The sequence below is a fragment of the Streptomyces tropicalis genome (genome assembly GCF_029269835.1).
Lineage (GTDB): Bacteria > Actinomycetota > Actinomycetes > Streptomycetales > Streptomycetaceae > Streptomyces > Streptomyces tropicalis.
In genome coordinates, this window is sequence record NZ_JARJBB010000016.1 from 69885 (window position 1) to 89497 (window position 19613).

Annotated in this window: 20 protein-coding genes; 14 read left to right on the forward strand and 6 right to left on the reverse strand. The window is 74.2% G+C overall.

Annotation, left to right across the window (positions count from 1 at the left end; translation table 11 throughout):
• Positions 1-30 precede the first annotated feature (30 nt).
• The 6 genes from P3H78_RS25335 to P3H78_RS25360 all read left to right on the forward strand — a co-directional run bounded on the left by P3H78_RS25335 (position 31) and on the right by P3H78_RS25360 (position 4304).
• Positions 31-702, forward strand: coding sequence for a UbiX family flavin prenyltransferase (locus P3H78_RS25335; RefSeq protein WP_276111464.1), 672 nt, complete (start codon positions 31-33; stop codon positions 700-702).
• A gap of 103 nt (positions 703-805) precedes the next feature.
• Positions 806-1264, forward strand: a complete 459-nt coding sequence (locus tag P3H78_RS25340; protein ID WP_276111465.1) for an Lrp/AsnC family transcriptional regulator — start codon at positions 806-808, stop codon at positions 1262-1264.
• Positions 1265-1377: 113 nt separating this feature from the next.
• Complete coding sequence (gene mqnE / locus P3H78_RS25345) at positions 1378-2541, forward strand: aminofutalosine synthase MqnE (protein ID WP_276111466.1); 1164 nt, start codon at positions 1378-1380, stop codon at positions 2539-2541.
• Positions 2542-2575: 34 nt separating this feature from the next.
• Positions 2576-3100 carry a GNAT family N-acetyltransferase gene (locus P3H78_RS25350; RefSeq protein WP_276111467.1) on the forward strand — a complete coding sequence of 175 codons (525 nt, stop codon included), beginning with the start codon at positions 2576-2578 and terminating at the stop codon, positions 3098-3100.
• A gap of 134 nt (positions 3101-3234) precedes the next feature.
• The gene (locus P3H78_RS25355) at positions 3235-3534 is read left to right on the forward strand and encodes a DUF4229 domain-containing protein (protein WP_276111468.1); all 300 of its coding nucleotides are present in this window, start codon (positions 3235-3237) and stop codon (positions 3532-3534) included.
• Between the two features lie 71 nt (positions 3535-3605).
• Positions 3606-4304 (forward strand): TetR/AcrR family transcriptional regulator, encoded by a 699-nt coding sequence (locus P3H78_RS25360; protein ID WP_276111469.1) that lies wholly within the window; start codon positions 3606-3608, stop codon positions 4302-4304.
• Here P3H78_RS25360 and P3H78_RS25365 read toward each other — a convergent pair.
• Complete coding sequence (locus tag P3H78_RS25365; RefSeq protein ID WP_276111470.1) at positions 4297-5211, reverse strand: MaoC/PaaZ C-terminal domain-containing protein; 915 nt, start codon at positions 5209-5211, stop codon at positions 4297-4299. The genes P3H78_RS25360 and P3H78_RS25365 overlap by 8 nt on opposite strands.
• Positions 5212-5506: 295 nt before the next feature.
• On the opposite strand from P3H78_RS25365, the gene P3H78_RS25370 reads away from it, so the two are divergent.
• The gene (locus P3H78_RS25370; protein ID WP_276111471.1) at positions 5507-7450 is read left to right on the forward strand and encodes an AMP-dependent synthetase/ligase; all 1944 of its coding nucleotides are present in this window, start codon (positions 5507-5509) and stop codon (positions 7448-7450) included.
• 25 nt (positions 7451-7475) lie between these two features.
• On the opposite strand, the gene P3H78_RS25375 is transcribed toward P3H78_RS25370, so the two are convergent.
• The gene (locus P3H78_RS25375) at positions 7476-7742 is read right to left on the reverse strand and encodes a hypothetical protein (protein ID WP_438828041.1); all 267 of its coding nucleotides are present in this window, start codon (positions 7740-7742) and stop codon (positions 7476-7478) included.
• A gap of 393 nt (positions 7743-8135) precedes the next feature.
• Positions 8136-8339 carry a cold-shock protein gene (locus tag P3H78_RS25380; RefSeq protein ID WP_003992177.1) on the reverse strand — a complete coding sequence of 68 codons (204 nt, stop codon included), beginning with the start codon at positions 8337-8339 and terminating at the stop codon, positions 8136-8138.
• 298 nt (positions 8340-8637) lie between these two features.
• Between P3H78_RS25380 and P3H78_RS25385 the strand changes: the two genes are divergently transcribed.
• The 5 genes from P3H78_RS25385 to P3H78_RS25405 all read left to right on the forward strand — a co-directional run bounded on the left by P3H78_RS25385 (position 8638) and on the right by P3H78_RS25405 (position 14920).
• Positions 8638-9486, forward strand: coding sequence for a menaquinone biosynthetic enzyme MqnA/MqnD family protein (locus P3H78_RS25385; RefSeq protein WP_276111472.1), 849 nt, complete (start codon positions 8638-8640; stop codon positions 9484-9486).
• A 219-nt stretch (positions 9487-9705) separates the two neighbouring features.
• The gene (locus P3H78_RS25390) at positions 9706-11754 is read left to right on the forward strand and encodes a serine/threonine-protein kinase (protein WP_276111473.1); all 2049 of its coding nucleotides are present in this window, start codon (positions 9706-9708) and stop codon (positions 11752-11754) included.
• A 268-nt stretch (positions 11755-12022) separates the two neighbouring features.
• Positions 12023-13138: a prepilin peptidase gene (locus P3H78_RS25395; protein ID WP_276111474.1), complete on the forward strand. Its 1116-nt coding sequence runs from the start codon at positions 12023-12025 to the stop codon at positions 13136-13138.
• A gap of 125 nt (positions 13139-13263) precedes the next feature.
• Positions 13264-14463 (forward strand): cyclic dehypoxanthinyl futalosine synthase, encoded by a 1200-nt coding sequence (mqnC, locus tag P3H78_RS25400; RefSeq protein WP_276111475.1) that lies wholly within the window; start codon positions 13264-13266, stop codon positions 14461-14463.
• Between the two features lie 7 nt (positions 14464-14470).
• Positions 14471-14920, forward strand: coding sequence for an imidazolonepropionase-like domain-containing protein (locus P3H78_RS25405; RefSeq protein ID WP_276111476.1), 450 nt, complete (start codon positions 14471-14473; stop codon positions 14918-14920).
• 64 nt (positions 14921-14984) lie between these two features.
• Here the strand turns inward: P3H78_RS25405 and P3H78_RS25410 are convergent, their stop codons facing one another.
• Positions 14985-16016 carry a chitinase gene (locus P3H78_RS25410; RefSeq protein ID WP_276111477.1) on the reverse strand — a complete coding sequence of 344 codons (1032 nt, stop codon included), beginning with the start codon at positions 16014-16016 and terminating at the stop codon, positions 14985-14987.
• A gap of 195 nt (positions 16017-16211) precedes the next feature.
• Here P3H78_RS25410 and P3H78_RS25415 point away from each other — a divergent pair, with 195 nt between their 5' ends.
• Positions 16212-16907, forward strand: coding sequence for a demethylmenaquinone methyltransferase (locus tag P3H78_RS25415; protein WP_276111478.1), 696 nt, complete (start codon positions 16212-16214; stop codon positions 16905-16907).
• 66 nt (positions 16908-16973) lie between these two features.
• Here P3H78_RS25415 and P3H78_RS25420 read toward each other — a convergent pair whose 3' ends face one another.
• Both P3H78_RS25420 and P3H78_RS25425 read right to left on the reverse strand, forming a co-directional pair.
• A complete protein-coding gene (locus P3H78_RS25420; RefSeq protein ID WP_276111479.1) occupies positions 16974-17312 on the reverse strand; it encodes a PASTA domain-containing protein in 339 nt (112 codons plus the stop codon).
• 93 nt (positions 17313-17405) lie between these two features.
• Positions 17406-17912, reverse strand: coding sequence for a GNAT family N-acetyltransferase (locus P3H78_RS25425; protein WP_276111480.1), 507 nt, complete (start codon positions 17910-17912; stop codon positions 17406-17408).
• A gap of 48 nt (positions 17913-17960) precedes the next feature.
• On the opposite strand from P3H78_RS25425, the gene P3H78_RS25430 reads away from it, so the two are divergent.
• Positions 17961-19295 (forward strand): geranylgeranyl reductase family protein, encoded by a 1335-nt coding sequence (locus P3H78_RS25430; protein WP_276111481.1) that lies wholly within the window; start codon positions 17961-17963, stop codon positions 19293-19295.
• Positions 19296-19613 lie beyond the last annotated feature (318 nt).

Here is a 19613-nt window from a genome sequence, read left to right on the forward strand (position 1 = left end):
CGCGGCCCGGTCCGCCGGTACGCTCAAGGTGTGAACGCAGGAGAATCGCAGCGCACGCCTTGGATCGTGGGCATTTCAGGCGCCTCCGGGACGCCTTATGCCGCCGCGGTGCTGCGTGCGCTCCTCGACGCGGGCGAGAGTGTCGACCTGGTCGTCAGCCGGGCCTCGCGGCTCACCCTGCTCGACGAGACCGGCATCGCCTTCCGGGACGCCCACTGGCAGGACGACCTGCGGGAATGGCTGTCCATGGGCGCCGACGGCAAGCCCGGCACCTTCGACGTGGAGCTCGCCGGGGTGCGGTACTGGAGCGCCGGCGACCTGGCGGCCGGGCCGTCCTCGGGGTCGTACCCGGTCAAGGGCATGCTCATCGTGCCCGCCTCGACGGCGTGCGTGGCGGGGGTCGCGCTCGGGCTGTCGAAGGACCTGCTCCAGCGGGCGGCGAGCGTGACCCTCAAGGAGGGCCGCCCGCTGGTCGTGGCCGTGCGGGAGACCCCGCTGAACGGGCAGACGCTGCGGCACCTGGTGACGCTGGACGACGCGGGCGCGGCCGTGGTGCCCGCCTCGCCGGCCTTCTACGCCGGGGCCACGCACATCCAGCACCTGGTGGACTTCGTCGCCGGCCGCGTGCTGGACGCGGCCGGCGTGCCGCACCGGCTCTACCGCCGCTGGGAGGGCGAGCTGGGCGGGGCCCGGCCCGCCTGACCGACCGGCGCCGCCCCGTCCCCGTGGACGGGACGCGGGAACACCACTTCAAGAACTCTGGCAGATCTCTCATCGGATCACTTCAGCGGAAGGCTTCGATCGCATGGACGCGGTGGACAGGCAGCTCATCCAGGCCCTGAGGGAGAACGGCCGGGCCTCCTACGCGGAGCTGGGACGCCTCGTCGGCCTGTCGGGACCGAGTGTCACCGACCGCATCAACCGGCTGGAGGCGGCCGGCGTCATCACCGGCTACCGCGCCACGGTGGACGCCGCCTCCCTCGGGCTCGGCGTCATCGCCCTCATCGGCATCTCGCTCTCCGACGCCGCCGACCACGAGGACGTGGCGCGCCGGCTGAAGGACCTGCAGGAGATCGAGGACTGCTGGTTCATCGCCGGCGACGACTCCTTCATGCTCAAGGTGCGGGCGACGGACGTGGACGGCCTGGAGCGGATCATCCGCCGGCTGTCCGGCACCAAGGGCGTCTCCCGGACCCGTACCACCGTCGTGCTGTCGACGAAGTGGGAGAACCGGGTCGGCGAGCTGCCCGAGGAGATCGTCTAGCCCCTGCGGGACGCGGGGTCCGGCGCGTGCCGGGGCCCCGCCCGGCCGGGCCGCGGAGGCCCGGTGGGCGGGGGGTACGGTTGACGGAGTCTGTCTCAGAAAGAGGTAACGGCATGGACGTCGGGCTCAAGCGCGAGCTGGAGGAGAAGGTCCGCTCCGGCGAGCGGCTGACCCGCGAGGACGGCATCGCGCTGTACGAGTCGGACGACCTGGCGTGGCTCGGCGGCCTCGCGCACGAGGTGCGGACGCGCAAGAACGGCGACGTCGTCCACTTCAACGTCAACCGCCACCTCAACATGACCAACGTGTGCACCGCGTCGTGCGCCTACTGCTCCTTCCAGCGCAAGCCCGGGGAGAAGGACGCGTACACGATGCGCATCGAGGAGGCGGTCCGGCTCGCCAAGTCGATGGAGGCGGACAACCTCACCGAGCTGCACATCGTCAACGGCCTGCACCCGAACCTGCCGTGGCGCTACTACCCGCGCTCCCTGCGCGAGCTGAAGGCCGCGCTGCCGGACGTGTCGCTGAAGGCGTTCACCGCCACGGAGATCCACCACTTCGAGACGATCTCCGGCCTGAGCGCCTCCGAGATCCTCGACGAGCTGATCGACGCCGGACTGGAGTCGCTGACCGGCGGCGGCGCGGAGATCTTCGACTGGGAGGTCCGGCAGCACATCGTCGACCACCGCACCCACTGGGAGGACTGGTCGCGCATCCACCGGCTGGCGCACGAGAAGGGTCTGAAGACCCCGAGCACCATGCTGTACGGGCACATCGAGGAGCCCCGGCACCGTGTGGACCACGTGCTGCGGCTGCGCGAGCTGCAGGACGAGACCGGCGGCTTCCAGGTCTTCATCCCGCTGCGCTACCAGCACGACTTCGTGGACATGAAGGACGGCAAGGTCCGCAACCGCCTCCAGGCCCGGACCCAGATGGCGACCGGCGCGGAGGCGCTGAAGACCTTCGCGGTCTCCCGCCTGCTCTTCGACAACGTCCCGCACGTGAAGGTCTTCTGGGTGATGCACGGCGTGCAGACGGCGCAGCTCGCCCTGCAGCACGGCGCCGACGACATGGACGGCTCGGTCGTCGAGTACAAGATCACGCACGACGCGGACGACTTCGGCACGCCGAACAAGCTGACCCGCGAGGACCTGCTGGAGCTCATCCGCGACGCCGGCTTCCGCCCGGTGGAGCGGAACACGCGCTACGAGGTCATCCGCGAGTACGACGGTCCCGACCCGCTGCTCCGGGAGTCGCCGCAGCCGATGCGGGTCTGACGGCGCCGGCATTCGTAAGGGATACACTCGCCCTATGCCCCTTACGTTCACCCTCGACCCGTCCATGGACCCCGCCCTGCGGGACGGGATCCTCGATCTGTGGGCCGACGTGACGGACGCGGGCGGAGCGGTCGGCTTCGTGGCCCCCGCCTCCCGGGAGGCGATACGCGCGGAGCTGCTCAAGCACCTCACGGCGATGGCGGACGGCCGCGCCCGCCTCCTGGTCGGCCACGACGAGGACGGGCGCGTCGCCGCCGCCGCGTTCCTCACCTTCAACACCCACCGGCTGATGACCCACTGGCTGTGGCTGTACACGGTGATGGTGCACCCGCGGCACCAGGGCAAGGGGTACGGGCGTGACCTGCTGGCCGCCGCGGCCGGGGCGGCCCGCGGCTTCGACGGCATCGAGGCGATCCGGCTGACCTGCCGCGGCGGGCTCGGCCTGGAGCGCTTCTACGGCTCCTGCGGCTACAAGGAGGTCGGGCGGGTGCCCGGCGCCATCCGCGTCGCCCCGGACGACGACCGCGACGACGTGATCATGCTGCTCCCGCTGACCTGAGGTTTTGACCCCCTTGGTACCCCCTTGCAAGATCTCGCCCCGGCCGTGCTTCACTGGACGGTGACCCCGGGGGCCCGCCCCGGCCCCGCCCCCGCCGCCTCGGCGCGACCCACGGAACGAAAGAGTGGATTGAGATGCTCCGCTACACGCTGATGCGCCTCGGGATCTTCGTGGCCTGCCTCGTGGTGGTCTGGGGCCTCGTCTTCACGGGGCTCGCCCCGCGCGGCCTCGGCGCCTCCAACCCGTTCTGGATCCTCCTGCTCGCCCTGGTGATCTCGGCCCCGATCAGCTTCGTGGTGCTGCGCAAGGAGCGGGACCGTGCCTCGGTCCAGGTCTCCCGCCGGGTCGACCGCATGAAGGCGAACATCGACGCCAGCCGCGCCCAGGAGGACATGGCCGACGACGCGGCCCGCGCCGGCGGCTCCGCGTCCTGATTCGTACCCTCCCCGGCCTCCGGGCGGGCGCGGCGGGCCTTCCGCCGGTCTCCGGACCGTAGGCTTTCCCCATGGGTGCCGTGAAGACCAGGCGGATGCCGCGGGCCGTGCGCGAGCAGCAGATGCTCGACGCCGCCGTGCAGATCTTCGGCCGGCGCGGCTACATGGCCGCCTCGATGGACGAGATCGCCGAACTGGCGGGCGTATCCAAGCCGTTGGTCTACCTGTACCTCAACTCCAAGGAAGACCTCTTCACCGCCTGCATCCGCCGTGAGGCCGGGACGCTGGCCGAGGCGGTCCGCGCCGGTGTGCGGCCGGGGCTGCCGGCCGACCGCCAACTCTGGGACGGGCTCCGCGCGTTCTTCGCGCACACCGCCGGGCACCCGCACGGCTGGACGGTGCTGCACCTGCAGGCCCGTACGCACGGCGAGCGGTTCGCCGCCGAAGTGGCCGCGCTGCGCGCGGAGATCGTCGCCTTCGTCACCCGGCTGATCGCGGCCGCCGCGCGGGAGGCGGTCCCCCCGGCTCCCGGGTGCGTCCGCGCGGGCCGGGACACCCGTGACGGCGATCTGCCCGACCAGGAGGTCACCGGGCTCGCGGAGGCCCTCGTCGGCGCCGCCGAGTCCCTCGCCGCCTGGGCCAACACCACGCCCGGGGTCACCTCCCGGCAGGCCGCGGCCACCCTGATGAACGTGGCCTGGTCGGGCCTCGGCGCCCTCATGGAGGGGCGCCCCTGGACCCCGCCCGCGGTGGACCCCGCGGTCAGCTGAGCAGCGGCAGGACCTCGCCCGTCAGGTGCTCGCGGCCGTCGCCCGCGCCGCGCAGCGCGAAGCGGCCGCCGTCGTCGGCCGCGTAGGCGACCGTCGCGGGCAGCAGCACCGGGGACCTGAACTCCGCCCGGACCCGGGCGGCCTCGGGGACGCCGTGGGCGGCCAGGCAGCGGGCCACGGTCAGCATGCCGTGCGCGATGGCCCGCGGGAACCCGAACAGCCGGGCGGTGAGCGGGGAGAGGTGGATCGGGTTGCGGTCCCCGGAGGCGGCGCCGTACCGCCGTCCGGCGTCCCCCGCGATCCGCCACTCCGCCCGGACCGGCAGCGGCTCCCGCGCCTCCTCCGGACGCCCCTCGTGCGCCTCGGCCCCGGCCGCGGTCCCGTCGGTCCGGTGGCGCGCCAGATAGGTGCTCGTCGACTCCCACACCACCTTCCCGTCCGCGCGCAGCTCGGTCACCACCGAGGCCTCCGTGCCGCGCCGGTGCGGTGCCAACCCGGAGGTGTGCACGGCCAGTTCGTAGGTGCCGGTCGCGGGCAGGGCGGTGTGCCGGGTCAGCGTGATCGAGGTGTGGACCAGCCCGAGCAGCGGCAGCGGGAAGTCCCGCGCGCTCATCAGCCGCATGGCCGCCGGGAAGCCGAGCACGTGCGGATAGGTGACGGGCAGTGCGTCCGCACCGGTGGGGAAGGCGCACACCCGCTCGTAGGCGGCCAGCCGGGCGAGGTCGATCCGGACCCCGGGCAGCACCAGCCGGGTGCGCGGGACGGGCGCGTCCGGGCGGGGGCGTTTGCCCGGGGAGCGCAGGGCGCCGCGGGCGAGCAGGGGCGCGAGGGCGGGGGAGCGGTCGAGGACGACGGCGTCGGGGGTCCCGGAGCCGTGCGCGGTGGAGCTCGGGCGGCGGTCGGCCATGGCCATCTCCCTTGGGGTGCAATGTGCTTACTCCGAAGTAAGGTTACCGAAGGTAAGACCGGGGTGCGGTGGGGAGGAGACCGCGCCCGTGGGAGATTGAAGGTTGCACATCCCCGGCGCCGGACCATCTCGGGTCCCTCGCCGGATCCGCACGAAGTCCCCACGAACGAGCCGTACGATCGCGCTTTCAGCCGGCGGTGACCCCCGAGCCGCGGACCGCCGGTGACCCCCCGGTACGCACTGCGCGTACCCCATGCCGCAGAGCAGTCCGTACCTGCAGGCCCCAGGAGCTGCCATGCCCATCTCGTACTCGTCCCCGTCGCCCGTGCCGCAGTCCGCGTCGGAGTTCGACTACGACCCCGACGGGGGGCCCGCCTTCGTGGAGCCGCTGACACGCCGGCTGGACGGCGAGGTGCGCGAGGCGTACGTGCCCGCGCTGGTGCCGTCGGTGACCCACGGCTCCCTGGCCGACCTGCCGTTCGAGAACGCGGACACCGACCCCGGGCACCGGGTCTTCAGCCGCCGGGACGCGCAGGGCGGGTGGACCGACGTCACGGCGGCGCAGTTCGCGGCCGAGGTCACCGCCGTCGCGAAGGGGCTGATCGCGGAGGGCCTCGTCCCCGGCGACCGGATCGCCGTCATGGCCCGCACCCGCTACGAGTGGACCCTCCTCGACTTCGCCGCCTGGGCCGCGGGCCTGGTCACCGTGCCCGTCTACCCGACGTCCTCGCTGTTCCAGACCCGCTGGATCCTCCAGGACTCCGGTGCGGTGGCCCTGATCACCGAGACCACCGCGCAGGCGGCGGCCCTCGGCCCGCAGCGCGAGCACCTCTTCGCCCTGCGCCACCTCTGGGTCGTCGACCAGGGCCACGTGGACGCACTCGCGGAGGCGGGCGCGGCGGTCCCCGACCAGGAGGTCACCGTCCGCCGCGGCGTCCTCGGCCCGGACACCCTGGCCACCCTCATCTACACCTCGGGCACCACCGGCCGCCCCAAGGGCTGCGCGCTGACCCACGGCAACTTCCTCGCCGAGGTCGACAACGCGGTCGAACTCCTCGACCCGGTCTTCAAGGCGAAGTCCGAGGACTCCTGCACCCTGCTCTTCCTGCCGCTGTCCCACGTCTTCGGCCGCATGGTCGCGGTCGCCTGCGTCCGCGCCCGGGTCCGGCTGGGCCACGCGCCGAGCCTGCAGGCGGAGGACCTGCTGGCCGACCTCGCGAGCTTCCGGCCGACGTTCCTGCTGGCCATCCCCTACATGCTGGAGAAGATCTACAACAACGCCCGTGCGACCGCCGAGCGCGGCGGCCGGGCGGCCGCCTTCGACCGCGCGGCGAGCGTGGCCCGCCGCTTCGGCGAGGCCGTGGAGGCCCGCCAGCACGGCACCGGCAACGGACCGACCCGCGCCCTGCGCACGGCCCGCGTCTTCTACGACCCCCTGGTCTACCGCCGCATCAGGAACGCCCTGGGCGGCCGGCTCCGGCACGTCATCTGCGGCGGCTCGCCGCTCGGCCGCCGCCTCGCCGCCTTCTACGCCGGCACCGGCATCGAGATCTACGAGGGCTACGGGCTGACCGAGACGACGGGCGCCGCCACGGTCACCCCACCGCGCCGGCCCCGCCTCGGCACGGTCGGCTGGCCGCTCCCCGGCACCAAGGTGCGCATCGCCGCCGACGGCGAGGTCCTGCTCTCCGGCGGCCAGGTCCTGCGCGGCTACTGGGACCCGAACGCCGGCGGAGTCGTCCCGGCCACCCACGACGGCTGGTTCCCCACCGGTGACATCGGCCGCCTGGACGACGACGGCTATCTGACGATCACGGGCCGCAAGAAGGAGATCCTGATCACCGCGGGCGGCAAGAACGTGGCCCCGGCCCCGCTGGAGAACTGGCTGCGCTCCCACCCGCTGGTCTCCCAGTGCATCGTGCTGGGCGACGGCCGCCCCTTCGTCTCCGCACTGATCACGCTGGACCCGGAGGGCATCACGCACTGGCGCCAGATGAACGGCAAGCACCCGGTGCCCGCCGAGTTCCTCACCGAGGACCCGGACCTCCTGGCGGTGCTCCAGCGGGCGGTCGACGAGGCCAACAAGCTGGTCTCCCGCCCCGAGTCGATCCGCCGCTTCGCGGTGCTCCCCGCCGAGTTCTCCGAGGAGACAGGCCACCTGACCCCCTCGATGAAGCTCCGCCGCGCCGCGATCATGCGCGACTTCGCCCGCGAGGTGGACGCCCTGTACGGGCAGTGATCCACGGGGCGCGGGCCCGGCGTCCTCAGCCCGCCGGGGCCGGGTCCCGGCCCGCGCAGCACTCCACCACCGTCTCCGCGAACACCCGTGCCGCCGGCCCGAGCGCGGACCAGCGGCGCGCCGCCCAGCCGACGGTGAGGGGGCGCAGGCCGGGCACGGGCACCAGCCGCAGCGGGCCGGAGGTCCCGGCACGGCCCGGCAGCGCGGGCACCACCGCCCGCCCCAGGCCCAGCTCGGCCAGCAGCAGCGCGGTGTCCCAGTCGGCGACGCTCGTGTCGAAGCCGAACCGCACTCCCAGCTCCGCGCACGCCCGGTCCGGGTGAGCGGCCGAGGCGCTGTTGGGCGGGACCGGGCGAGGGGAGGGAGCGGGTGCCGACCCGTTTCGGGGGAGATCGCGGAGTGGTGATCGTCGCGTCCGGAGATCACGGAAATGCGCGGCGCGGTGAGTGCGCCGGGAATCGGACGATGGCGTTCCGCCGGGATACGGAGCGGGGAAAACCCGGGCGGCGCGGTGCCGAACGGGAGAATCCGGCGAACGTCCGGCGGGAGCGGCCGGCCGTGGTCGAAGAGTTCGCCGAGAATTCACCGGGGGAGCGGCCGGACGGGGAAAGGCAGGAGCCCCGTCGCCGAAAGGCGCGGGGCTCCTTGGGTACTGCAATCAGATCTGCTACTGCGTGTCGAACGCTCAGACCGGGGTGACGTTCTCCGCCTGCGGGCCCTTCGGACCCTGCGTCACGTCGAAGCTCACCTGCTGGTTCTCTTCGAGGGAGCGGAAGCCGGACGCGTTGATCGCGGAGTAGTGGACGAAGACGTCGGGGCCGCCGCCTTCCTGGGCGATGAATCCAAAGCCCTTTTCGGCGTTGAACCACTTCACGGTTCCGGTAGCCATAAGCCCTCCTTGGGCCCAAAGGGTCGCCCTGCTCCAGAACCTGCAAGTGATAACGGCACGGCCGCACAACTGCATACGTCTGAAAACGACCAGAGCCCGCGGTTACATGCTCCGCAGGCTCTGTACTGCAAGGGAAACCAAACTGCAACTTGCTGGTGAGCCTAGCATGCGGGCAGCCGAACGCAATAGAGGTCAAGATCACGTCACCCGGATGTTTGAAGGCTCTGGTCAGAGGTTGACGCGGAGGGTGACGGGGGTTGGCCGCCGGGGCTCCCGGGGCAGGGTCTAGCCTCCCGATGTGGACAATTCTCGCACCCGGCCGCGCGTCGGACACATCCAGTTCCTGAACTGCCTGCCCCTGTACTGGGGGCTCGCGAGAACCGGCACCCTCCTCGACTTCGAGCTGACCAAGGACACCCCGGAGAAGCTCAGCGAGCAGCTGGTGCGGGGTGATCTCGACATCGGCCCGATCACTCTCGTCGAGTTCCTGAAGAACGCCGACGACCTGGTCGCCTTCCCGGACATCGCCGTCGGCTGCAACGGCCCGGTGATGTCCTGCGTGATCGTCTCCCAGGTCCCGCTGGACCGGCTGGACGGCGCCCGTGTCGCCCTCGGCTCGACCTCCCGCACCTCGGTCCGCCTGGCACAGCTGCTGCTGGCCGACCGGTACGGGGTGAACCCGGACTACTACACCTGCCCGCCCGACCTCAGCCTGATGATGCAGGAGGCCGAGGCCGCGGTCCTCATCGGCGACGCCGCCCTGCGCGCCAACCTCCTCGACGGGCCCCGCTTCGGGCTCCAGGTGCACGACCTCGGTGCCCTCTGGAAGGAGTGGACCGGGCTGCCCTTCGTCTTCGCGGTGTGGGCGGCGCGCCGGGACTACCTCGCACGCGAGCCGGTCATCACCCGCCAGGTCCACGAGGCGTTCCTCGCCTCACGCAACCTCTCTCTGGAGGAGGTCGGCAAGGTCGCCGAGCAGGCGTCCCGCTGGGAGGACTTCGACCAGCAGGTCCTGGAGCAGTACTTCACCACCCTCGACTTCAGCTTCGGCGGGCCGCAGCTGGCCGCGGTCCAGGAGTTCGCCCGGCGCGTCGGGCCGACCACCGGCTTCCCGGACGACGTGAAGGTGGAGCTGCTCGGGGCCTGACGGGCCGGATTCAGCCGTCCGGCGGCAGCCGATCGGCTGACGGGCGGTCCGCACCGCCCCCGTGGGCACGCACTCCCCGAGGGCGCGTCGGCCGCGGCGGGGCGCAACCCCGGCCGCCGCGCGACGGTCCGCGCGGGCCCGGGTGCCGCCGGGCCGCCGCCCGGCCGCGGGCCCGGCACTACCCTGCTGGAGAGGCGTTACGGGGGAGGGGTGGACGCCATGCAGCCGCTCGGTGCCGACGAGCCCACCGTCGTGGGGCCCTACCGGTTGCTCGGCCGGCTGGGCTCGGGCGGCATGGGCCGTGTCTATCTCGGCCGCAGCCCGGGCGGCCGCACGGTCGCGGTGAAGATCGTGCATCCGCACTTCGCCCTCGACGAGGAGTTCCGCGCGCGTTTCCGGCGCGAGGTCGAGGCGGCCCGCCGGGTGGGGGCCGCCTGGACCGCGCCGGTGCTGGACGCCGACCCCGGCGCCGCGGTGCCGTGGGTGGCCACCGCCTACGCCGCCGGACCCTCCCTGGCCGCGGCCGTCGCGGACGCGGGCCCGCTGCCCGCCCACTCCGCCCGGACGCTCGGGGCCGGTCTCGCCGAGGCGCTGACGGCGGTCCACCGCCTCGGGCTCGTGCACCGGGACGTGAAGCCGTCCAACGTGCTGCTCACCCTCGACGGCCCCCTGCTCATCGACTTCGGCATCGCCCGCGCCACCGACGGCACCGCCTCCCTGACCTCCACCGGCGTCTCCATCGGCTCGCCCGGCTACATGGCGCCGGAGCAGATCCTCGGCAGGGGCGTCACGGCCGCGGCGGACGTCTTCTCGCTGGGTGCGGTGCTGGCGTACGCGGCGACCGGCGCCCCGCCGTTCCGCGGCGACTCCTCGGCCGCGCTGCTCTACCAGGTCGTCCACGAGGAGCCCGAACTCGGTCCGCTCGACGGGGACCTGCGGGAGCTGGCGGCGGCCTGCCTCGCCAAGGACCCGGGCGCGCGGCCCGCCCCCGGCGAGCTGGCCCGGCGGCTCGCCCCCGACGGTGCCGCCCGGCTCGTCGCGGGCGGCTGGCTGCCGGGGAGGCTGGTCGAGCAGGTCAGCCGGAGCGCCGTGCGGCTGCTGAACCTGGAGGCGACGGAACCGGGGGCGGGGGCCGCCGGGGGAGCGGAGCGGGGGTCCGGCTCCGACACCGGTTCCGGGCCGGTGGCGTTCAGCAAGCTCTCCCTGCCGTCCCCGGGGCGGGAGAGCGGGAGCCCGTCCGGGGCCGGTGAGGCGCAGTCCGGCGGTGGCGGTGGCGGTGGCGGTGGCCCGGTCGGTTCGGCCGATCCGGTCGGGGCGGCCGCGCCGGGCGGCCCGGTTCGGTCCGGTGGTCCGTCAGGTCCGTCGGGTCCGCCCGGGTTGCCTGGTCCGGGGACGTCGGCCGGGCCGGGTGGCCCCTCGGGTCTGCCGGGTCCGGCCGGGGCGGGTGCGCCGGGTGCCGCCGGGCGGTTCGGCCCTCCGCCGGTCATACCGCCGTCCGCCGCGGCCCCCGCGGCCCCGTCCGCCCCCTCCGCCGTCGCGCCGCCGGCCGGACACGTCCCGGACGAGTCGCCGGCCGGCGTGCCGGTGCCGTCGCCCACGCCCCGGGAGGCCGGGCCGCGCGACGCGGTGCCCGGGAGGAACGGCGCGCCCGCCCCGGACGCCGCCACCGCCGGCCCGGGCCGGTTCTCCGTGACCGTGGCCGCCGGCTCCGCGCCCGGCGACGGTGGGCGGGGCCGCCGGCTGAGCTGCAGCGTCGTGCTCGCGGTCGCGGGCGCGCTGGCCGTGGTGACCGTCGGTTCGGTCGTCGTGTTCCGCGCGGAGCACCGGGACTCCGCGGGCAGCGCCGGCAGCGGGGACGGCGGGGCGTACCCGACGGCCCCCAGCGCCTCGGCAGGAGCCACCGGCGGCGGACCGGGCGCCGTCCCGGACCGCTATCTCGGCACCTGGGAGGGGCAGGCCACCGCGCTCGGCGGAACCCTGCCCATGGGCACCTTCCGGCTCACCGTCCGCGAGGGCGCCGTGGGCCGGAAGGTGGGCACCCTGCGGCAGACCGACCAGCTCGGCGGTGTCTGCGAGGACGTCCTCACCCTGAAGCAGGTGACCGCAGGGCAGCTCGTCACGGTGTCCGTGGGGGCGGCCACGAACCACGCGGGCTGCGACCCCGCCGCCCACACCGTCCGCCTCACCCCGGTCGGCGACGACCTGGAGTACACGGCGGTCAGCGCGCCGGAGGGCAACCCGCGGGCGCGGCTGTCCCGCGTCCGGTAGCCCGCGGGCGGCCCGCCCCTGCCGAGCGCGCTGGTGACGGCGGGGGTTGCCGGTACCGGCGTGCGAACCCCCGCTCACCGAGGCGGACTCGGGGCGGTCGTTCCGCAACTCCGCGCTGTGGAAGGACGGGGCGCCGGGCCGGGGCTCCCAGTAGTCTCCGTGCACCGGGGGACGACGGACGCGGCTCCGGGGCCGACGGGGAGGGGACCCTCATGCGGATGCCGGACGGGGACGCCCGTGAGTACGGTGACGCGCGGGGCGCCGCCCGATGACGGGAGCCCCGGCGCTGATCGCCGCCGCCGCGGTGTGGGGCGCGACGGCCGGAGCCCTGCTGCCCCGCCCCGCCCACCGGCTCTCCGTGCCCTCCGGCGAACCCTGGCGCGCCGCGTGCCCGGCGGGACATCCCCTGCGCGGCTGGCTGGGCGCCCGCCCCTGCGGCTCCTGCGCCCCCGGCGACCAGCCGCAGGCCGGTGTCCTGCCCGACCAGCCGCAGTCCGGCGCCCCTGCCCCGGCGCCGTCGCCCGACACCGGCGACCTTCCGCAGGCCACCGCCCCGACCGACCGGCCGCATGCCGCTGCCCCGCCCGGCCGGACCCGTGCCCCCGCTCCCACCCCGTCGCCCGGTGTCCCCGCGCGCCCCGAACCCGACCCGGGCTCGCCCCGCCCGGCCGAGGCGCCGCCGGGCGGCGGACCGGCGCGTGCCGGAGACCCCGTACCCGGCGCGGACGCCGCCCCGGGTGCCGACGCGGCTCCCGGCGGCGAGGGGGCACCCACGGCACCCGGTGCCGACGCGTCCCCGGGTGACCGGGCGGCTCCCGGTGCGGACGCCGATGCCGGCGGCGGCCGGGCCGGTGCCCCGGCGCTCGGCGTCGTCACCGCCCTGGTGTGCGCCGCCCTCGCCGCCGCCACCGGCCCCCGGCCCGAGGCCGCCGTCTGGCTGCTGCTCGCGCCCGTCGGGGTGCTGCTCGCGGTCGTCGACCTGAGGGTGCGGCGGCTGCCGGACGTGCTCACGCTTCCGCTGGCCGGCGCCACGCTCGCGCTCCTCGGCGCGGCCGCCCTGCTGCCGGGGCACGCCGGGCACTGGCCGACCGCGCTCTACGGCTCCCTGGCGCTGGGCGGCGGCTACCTGGTGCTCTTCCTCGTCAACCCCGCCGGCATGGGCTTCGGCGACGTGAAGCTCGCGCTCGCCGCGGGGGCCTCCCTCGGCTGGTACGGCTGGCCCACGGTCCTGCTGGGCGCGTTCGCCGGGTTCGTGTTCGGGGCGCTGTACGGCGGTGCCCTCGTCGTCACGCGGCGGGCCGGGCGCCGTACCGCCATCGCGTTCGGGCCCTTCCTGATCGCCGGCGCCCTCGCCGGGCTGCTGCTCGGCGCGGCCGCGGCCTGAGGTCGGTGCCGGAAAACGGCTGGCGTAGGCTGGTTCGGACCGTCCGACCCCACGACCGCCCGAGCTCCACGTGCCCCGCGCACGGGTGCTTCGTACCACTCACCCTTGACGAAAGGGACGCCCCGGTGACCGAGAAGGCCGACCTCCAGTCCGTCCTCGACCGTGCCGCCGCGGGCGGGCGGATCACGCCCGAAGAGGCGCTCGACCTCTACCGCCACGCGCCGCTGCACGCCCTCGGCTCCGCCGCCGACGCCGTGCGCCGCCGTCTGTACGCGGGCACCGAGCACATCGCGACGTACATCATCGAGCGCAACATCAACTACACGAACGTGTGCGTCACCGCGTGCCGGTTCTGCGCCTTCTACGCGGCCCCCAAGGACACCGCGAAGGGCTGGACCCGGGACCTCGACGACATCCTGCGCCGCTGCGCCGAGACCGTGGAACTCGGCGGCACGCAGATCATGTTCCAGGGCGGTCACCACCCGGACTACGGCGTGGAGTACTACGAGAAGCACTTCGGCGCCATCAAGGAGGCCTTCCCCCAGCTGGTGATCCACTCGCTGGGCGCCTCCGAGGTCGAGCACATGGCCCGGATCAGCGGGGTCTCCGTGGAGGAGGCCATCACCCGGATCCACGAGGCCGGACTCGACTCCTTCGCCGGTGCCGGCGCCGAACTGCTCCCGGAGCGGCCGCGCAAGGCGATCGCCCCGCTGAAGGAGTCCGGCGAGCGCTGGCTGGAGATCATGGAGACCGCGCACCGGCTGGGCGTGGAGTCCACCTCCACCATGCTGATGGGCACCGGCGAGACCAACGCCGAGCGCATCGAGCACCTGCGGATGATCCGCGACGTGCAGGACCGCACGGGCGGCTTCCGCGCCTTCATCCCGTACACCTACCAGCCGGAGAACAACCACCTGAAGGGCCGCACCCAGGCGACCCTGTTCGAGTACCTGCGGATGATCGCGATCGCCCGCCTCTTCCTCGACAACGTCCGCCACATCCAGGGCTCGTGGCTGACCACCGGCAAGGACGTCGGCCAGCTGACCCTGCACCACGGCGCCGACGACCTCGGTTCGATCATGCTGGAGGAGAACGTGGTCTCCTCCGCCGGTGCCCGGCACCGCTCCAACCGGATGGAGATCATCGACCTGATCCGCAAGGCGGACCGCGTCCCCGCGCAGCGCTCCACCACGTACGAGCACCTCGTCGTCCACGACGACCCGGCGAACGACCCGGTCGACGACCGTGTCATGTCGCACATCTCCTCCACCGCCATCGCGGGCGGCACGGCGCACCCGGAGCTGAAGCTCCTCACCTCCAACTGACGCCCCCGTGCTGACGATCCACGCGGCGGCCGAGGTCCGGCGGAGCTGGGACGACCCCCGGCCGCTGCGGGACGGCGGGGTCGTCGTCCAGGGCTCGCGGGTGGCCGCGGTGGGACCGCTCGCCGAACTCCGGCAGCGGTTCCCGGCGGCACGGGTGCGGAGCTGGCCGGGCGTGCTCGGTCCCGCCCTCGTGCACGAGGGCCCGCTCCCCGAGGCGCCGTCGCCGCGGGAGCGCCTGCACGCGGTGCTGACGTCGGGCGCGGTGGCGGTCCTGCAGCGCTACGCCGAGGGTCCCGAACTCCGCGCCGCCGCCGAGCGCAACGACATCGTGCTCCTCGCCGCCGTGCGCCCGCCCGTCCTCGCCGACGGCGGCCGCGCCGACCTCGCGGTCCTCGACGCCGACGGCGCCTGCCTCGCCACCGTGTGCGCGGGACGCCTCGTGCACCGCAGGCGCTGACCGCCCGGACCGCCGGGTCCCCGCCCCCGGCCGGGGCGGCGGAGGTCCCCCGGAACGGCCGGGGTCACCCGGAGAACGCCTCCGCGAACGCCCCCGGCCGCTGCGCCACCCCGCTGCAGTCGGTCGCCGCGTCGTGCTGCTCCGGGGCGCCCGTGCGGCACGGCTGGTCCCGGAAGGTCGCCCACATCGACACCCAGGCGATCTTCTTCCGCACGGCGAACTCCCGTACCCGGGCCGCGCCGGCGAGCGTGAGGGTCTCCCCCTTCACGTCGTTGACGCCGATCATCGAGGTCAGCGCCATGGCGCGCCAGGCGGCCGCGTCGGACAGCCCGAGGACCTTCCTCAGCTGGGCGTGGGTGGCCTGCGCCGAGGCGAGGGCGTAGCCGCCCATGTCGCCGGCGTAGGACTCCCCGTAGTTCATGGTCATGATGTCGACGGCGGAGATCCGGACGCCGTGGGAGCGCGCGGACTTCAGCAGGGCCAGGCCGCCCGCGTCCAGCCCGTCCGGCATGACCGGCAGGGTGAAGGAGACCTCCAGGGAGGGCCGCTCCCGCTGCAGCCGCGCGACGGCCTCCGAGCGCCGGGCGACGGACGCCGCGTCGGACAGGACGCCGCCCTCGACGTCGAAGTCGGCCCGGGCCGATCCGGCGGCGTCCAGCGCGCGGCCGTAGGCGGCGGCGAGGGCGGGGACGCCGGTGCAGGCGGCCGCCAGCTCCGTGCCGGACTCCCCGCCGAAGGAGACGCGGACCGCGGCGCCCGACGCCCGCAGCCGGGAGATCCGGGCCTTCACCGCCGGATCGCCGATCGCCCGGTCGCCGTTCCACGCGGGGGTGCAGCTCGTGCCCCGGGCGATGACGAAGGCGAGGTTGTAGGCGGAGGGGGAGCCCGCGGAGTCCTGGGCGGACGCCGTCGTGGCGCTCACGTAGGGGGCGTACGCCGTACCGCCCGAGCCTCCCGCGGCCGGTCCCGCGCCCGGTGCGCCGCCCTCTCCGCGCGGTGCCGCGGCCGCGGCACCGCCGGCCCCCGGGGAGCACCCCGTGACGGCCAGGGCGACCACGCAGGCGAGCCCGGCCGCCGGCTTGAGGAAACTCCGCATCGTGCACGCACCCGTTCTCATGTGGTCCGTCCCGGACCGGGTCGACAAGGGGACTTCTGACCGGAACCTCTCACGCGCGGACGGACGGGCGGGCGACTTCGTCGATCCCCTGAAGACACGGACGAGGTGATGTATAGGGGGCCGATCGCCGTGCCCGGCCCGGGGCGCCCCGGCGCGTGCTGCCACAATGGGCCCGTGACCCGCGCATCCCTGGAGAAGCAGCCGCACGAAGTCGCCTCGATGTTCGACGACGTGGCGGAACGGTACGACCTGACCAACGACCTGCTGTCGCTGGGGCAGGACCGGCGCTGGCGCAAGGAGGTCGCCGCCGCCGTCGACGCCCGGCCGGCGCAGAAGGTCCTCGACCTCGCCGCCGGCACGGCCACCTCCTCGCTGCCCTTCACCCGGGCCGGCGCCTACGTCGTGCCGTGCGACTTCTCGCTCGGCATGCTCCAGGTGGGCAAGCGCCGCAACGCCTGGCTGCCGTTCACCGCGGGCGACGCGACGCGGCTGCCGTTCAAGGACGACACCTTCGACGCCGTCACCATCTCCTTCGGCCTGCGCAACGTGCAGGACACCGACGCCGCGCTGCGGGAGATGCACCGCGTGACCCGGCCCGGCGGGCGGGTGGTGATCTGCGAGTTCTCGCACCCCACCTGGGCGCCCTTCCGCACCGTCTACACCGAGTACCTGATGCGCGCCCTGCCGCCGGTGGCCCGCGCGGTGTCGTCCAACCCCGACGCCTACGTCTACCTCGCCGAGTCCATCCGCGCCTGGCCCGACCAGCCGGCACTGGCCGGCCGGCTGCGCGGGGCGGGCTGGTCCCGGGTGGCCTGGCGCAACCTCAGCGGCGGCATCGTCGCACTGCACCGGGGCTTCAAGGAGAGCTGAGACCGGCCGGCCGCGCCGCCCGCCCGCATCGCGGGGGGACCTCACGCGTGCCGGGCGCGGTGGCCCTCAACCGATGACCGCGACCGGGTCGTCGGACTCCCCGGCCTCCCGCTGGAGGCCGCCGCTCGGCGGGTGCGGGATGCGCGGCTCCCGCACCCCCGCACCGCCACCGCCCTCGCCCTCGGCCAGGTCGAACCAGACGGTCACCACGGCACCCCGCGGCACCTCGGCGCCCGGATGGGGATACTGGCGCACCACGTAGTCGACCACCGTGCGATGGAAGTCGGGCCGGTCCGGCGCGGCGAGCAGCACGCCCTGCGCCTGCGCTCTCTCGCGTGCGTCCACGGCCATCAGGCCGACGAGGCGCGGCACCCGCACCTCGGGAGTCTTGGGCGTTATGTACACAGACGTCACCCCCAGCGGTAGGTGAAGGGTAACTCCCGCGGTGCACCGGCCGGAAGCGTCCGGTGCCGTTCCGTGACCTCCGGGCACTCAGCGTCACAGCTCCAGCCGGTAGCAGTGCCCCTTCTGCTCCGACACGGGCGTCACGAAGGTCTCGGCCAGCTGCATCCCCAGCCTCCGGGTGACCGCGATCGAGCGGGCGTTGCGCGCGTCGACCATCGCGACGACGCGGGGCAGCCCCGCCGATCTCAGCCGCGCCAGGGTCTCCTGCGCCGCCGCGGTGACGTACCCCTTGCCCCAGTGCTCCCGGCCGAGCCGCCAGCCGATCTCCGTCTCGCCCTTCGGGCCCCAGTCCCGCGGCCACGGCTGCGCCCCGGTGAAGCCGACGACCCGGTCCTCCCCGTCGAGCACGGTCCACAGGCAGAAACCCAGTTCGGCGTCGTGCCGGCGCTGGCGGGCGGTCAGCTCCTCGTACACGGACAGACCCGCGGACCGGCCGCCGTGGAACTCCATGACCTCGCGGTCGTCGAAGATCCGGTGCCAGGCCACGGCGTCCTCGTCGGTGGGAACGCGCAGGCGTACGACGGGGAGTGCTCGGTTCACGGGGGCAACCCTTCAGCCGGTTGATCAATTCTGCTGAATAGACTGCCCATGTCCAGTGCCGGTCGGCACGCAGATTCCGAACCTTGGGGAGATCCCGCCGTGACCGAGCCCCTCTCCGACAGCACCGCCGATGTGATCGTCGTCGGCGCGGGGCCAGCCGGCTCCACCACCGCCTACCACCTGGCCCGCGCCGGACTCGACGTGCTCCTGCTGGAGAAGACCGAGTTCCCGCGCGAGAAGGTCTGCGGCGACGGGCTCACCCCCCGCGCCGTCAAGCAGCTCGTGGCGATGGGCATCGACATCTCCGAGGAGGCCGGCTGGATCCGCAACAAGGGCCTGCGGATCATCGGCGGCGGCAGCCGGCTTCAGCTGGACTGGCCGGATCTCGCCTCCTTCCCGGACTACGGACTCGTCCGCAAGCGCGACGACTTCGACGAGCAGCTGGCCCGCCAGGCGCAGAAGGCCGGCGCCCGCCTGTACGAGCGGTGCAACGTCTCCGGCCCGATCGTCGACGACCGCACCGGCCGCATCACCGGCGTGAAGGCCAGGGTCGGCGAGGAGAAGCGCGAGGCCGCCTTCCACGCGCCGCTCGTCGTCGCCGCCGACGGCAACTCCACCCGGCTGTCCCTCGCCATGGGCCTGCACCGCCGCGAGGACCGCCCGATGGGCGTCGCCGTCCGCACGTACTTCACCTCCCCGCGGCACGACGACGACTACCTGGAGTCCTGGCTGGAGCTGTGGGACCGCCGCGGCGCCCAGGACCGCCTGCTGCCCGGCTACGGCTGGATCTTCGGCATGGGCGACGGCACCTCGAACGTCGGCCTCGGCGTCCTCAACACCTCGGCCGCCTTCAAGGAGCTGGACTGGCGCGAGATCCTGAAGGCCTGGTGCGCCTCGATGCCGGAGGACTGGGGCTACACCCCGGAGAACATGACCGGCCCGATCCGCGGTGCCGCGCTGCCCATGGCCTTCAACCGCCAGCCGCACTACACCAAGGGCCTGCTCCTCGTCGGCGACGCCGGCGGCCTGGTCAACCCCTTCAACGGCGAGGGCATCGCCTACGCCATGGAGTCCGGCCAGCTCGCGGCCGACGTCATCGTCCAGGCGCACGCGCGGTCGACCCCGGCCCAGCGCGAGCTGGCCCTGCAGAACTACCCGCGTGTGCTCAAGGAGACCTACGGCGGCTACTACACGCTGGGCCGCGCCTTCGTGAAGCTCATCGGCAACCCGAAGGTCATGAAGATCGCCGCCCAGCGCGGTCTGACCCACCCGGTGCTGATGAAGTTCACGCTCAAGCTGCTCGCCAACCTCACCGACCCGACGGGCGGCGACGCGATGGACCGCATCATCAACGGCCTGAGCAAGGTCGCCCCGAAGGCCTGACCCGGCCACCCCGGCGACGGCTCCTCACGCCACGGCCTCCCGGCGGGCGACGACACCGTCCCGCCGGGAGGCCGTCCGCCGTCACGTGTCCCTTTTCTCCTGATGTTTCTCCTGATGGGGGGCCGCTTCGGCGGCTGCGTCCCGATGCGCCGGCCGGCCCCGTGCCCCCGGCGACGGGGGCCGGCCGCAGGGCCGCGCCGGACGAACCCGCGTGGCGCCGCCGCTCTCGCGGCCTCCTCCGCCCGCGGGCGGGCCCCGGCCCGGCGGCCGCCCGGAGGCGCGAACGGGCCACAGCCGCGGCGGAGGGGCCGCGAGCGC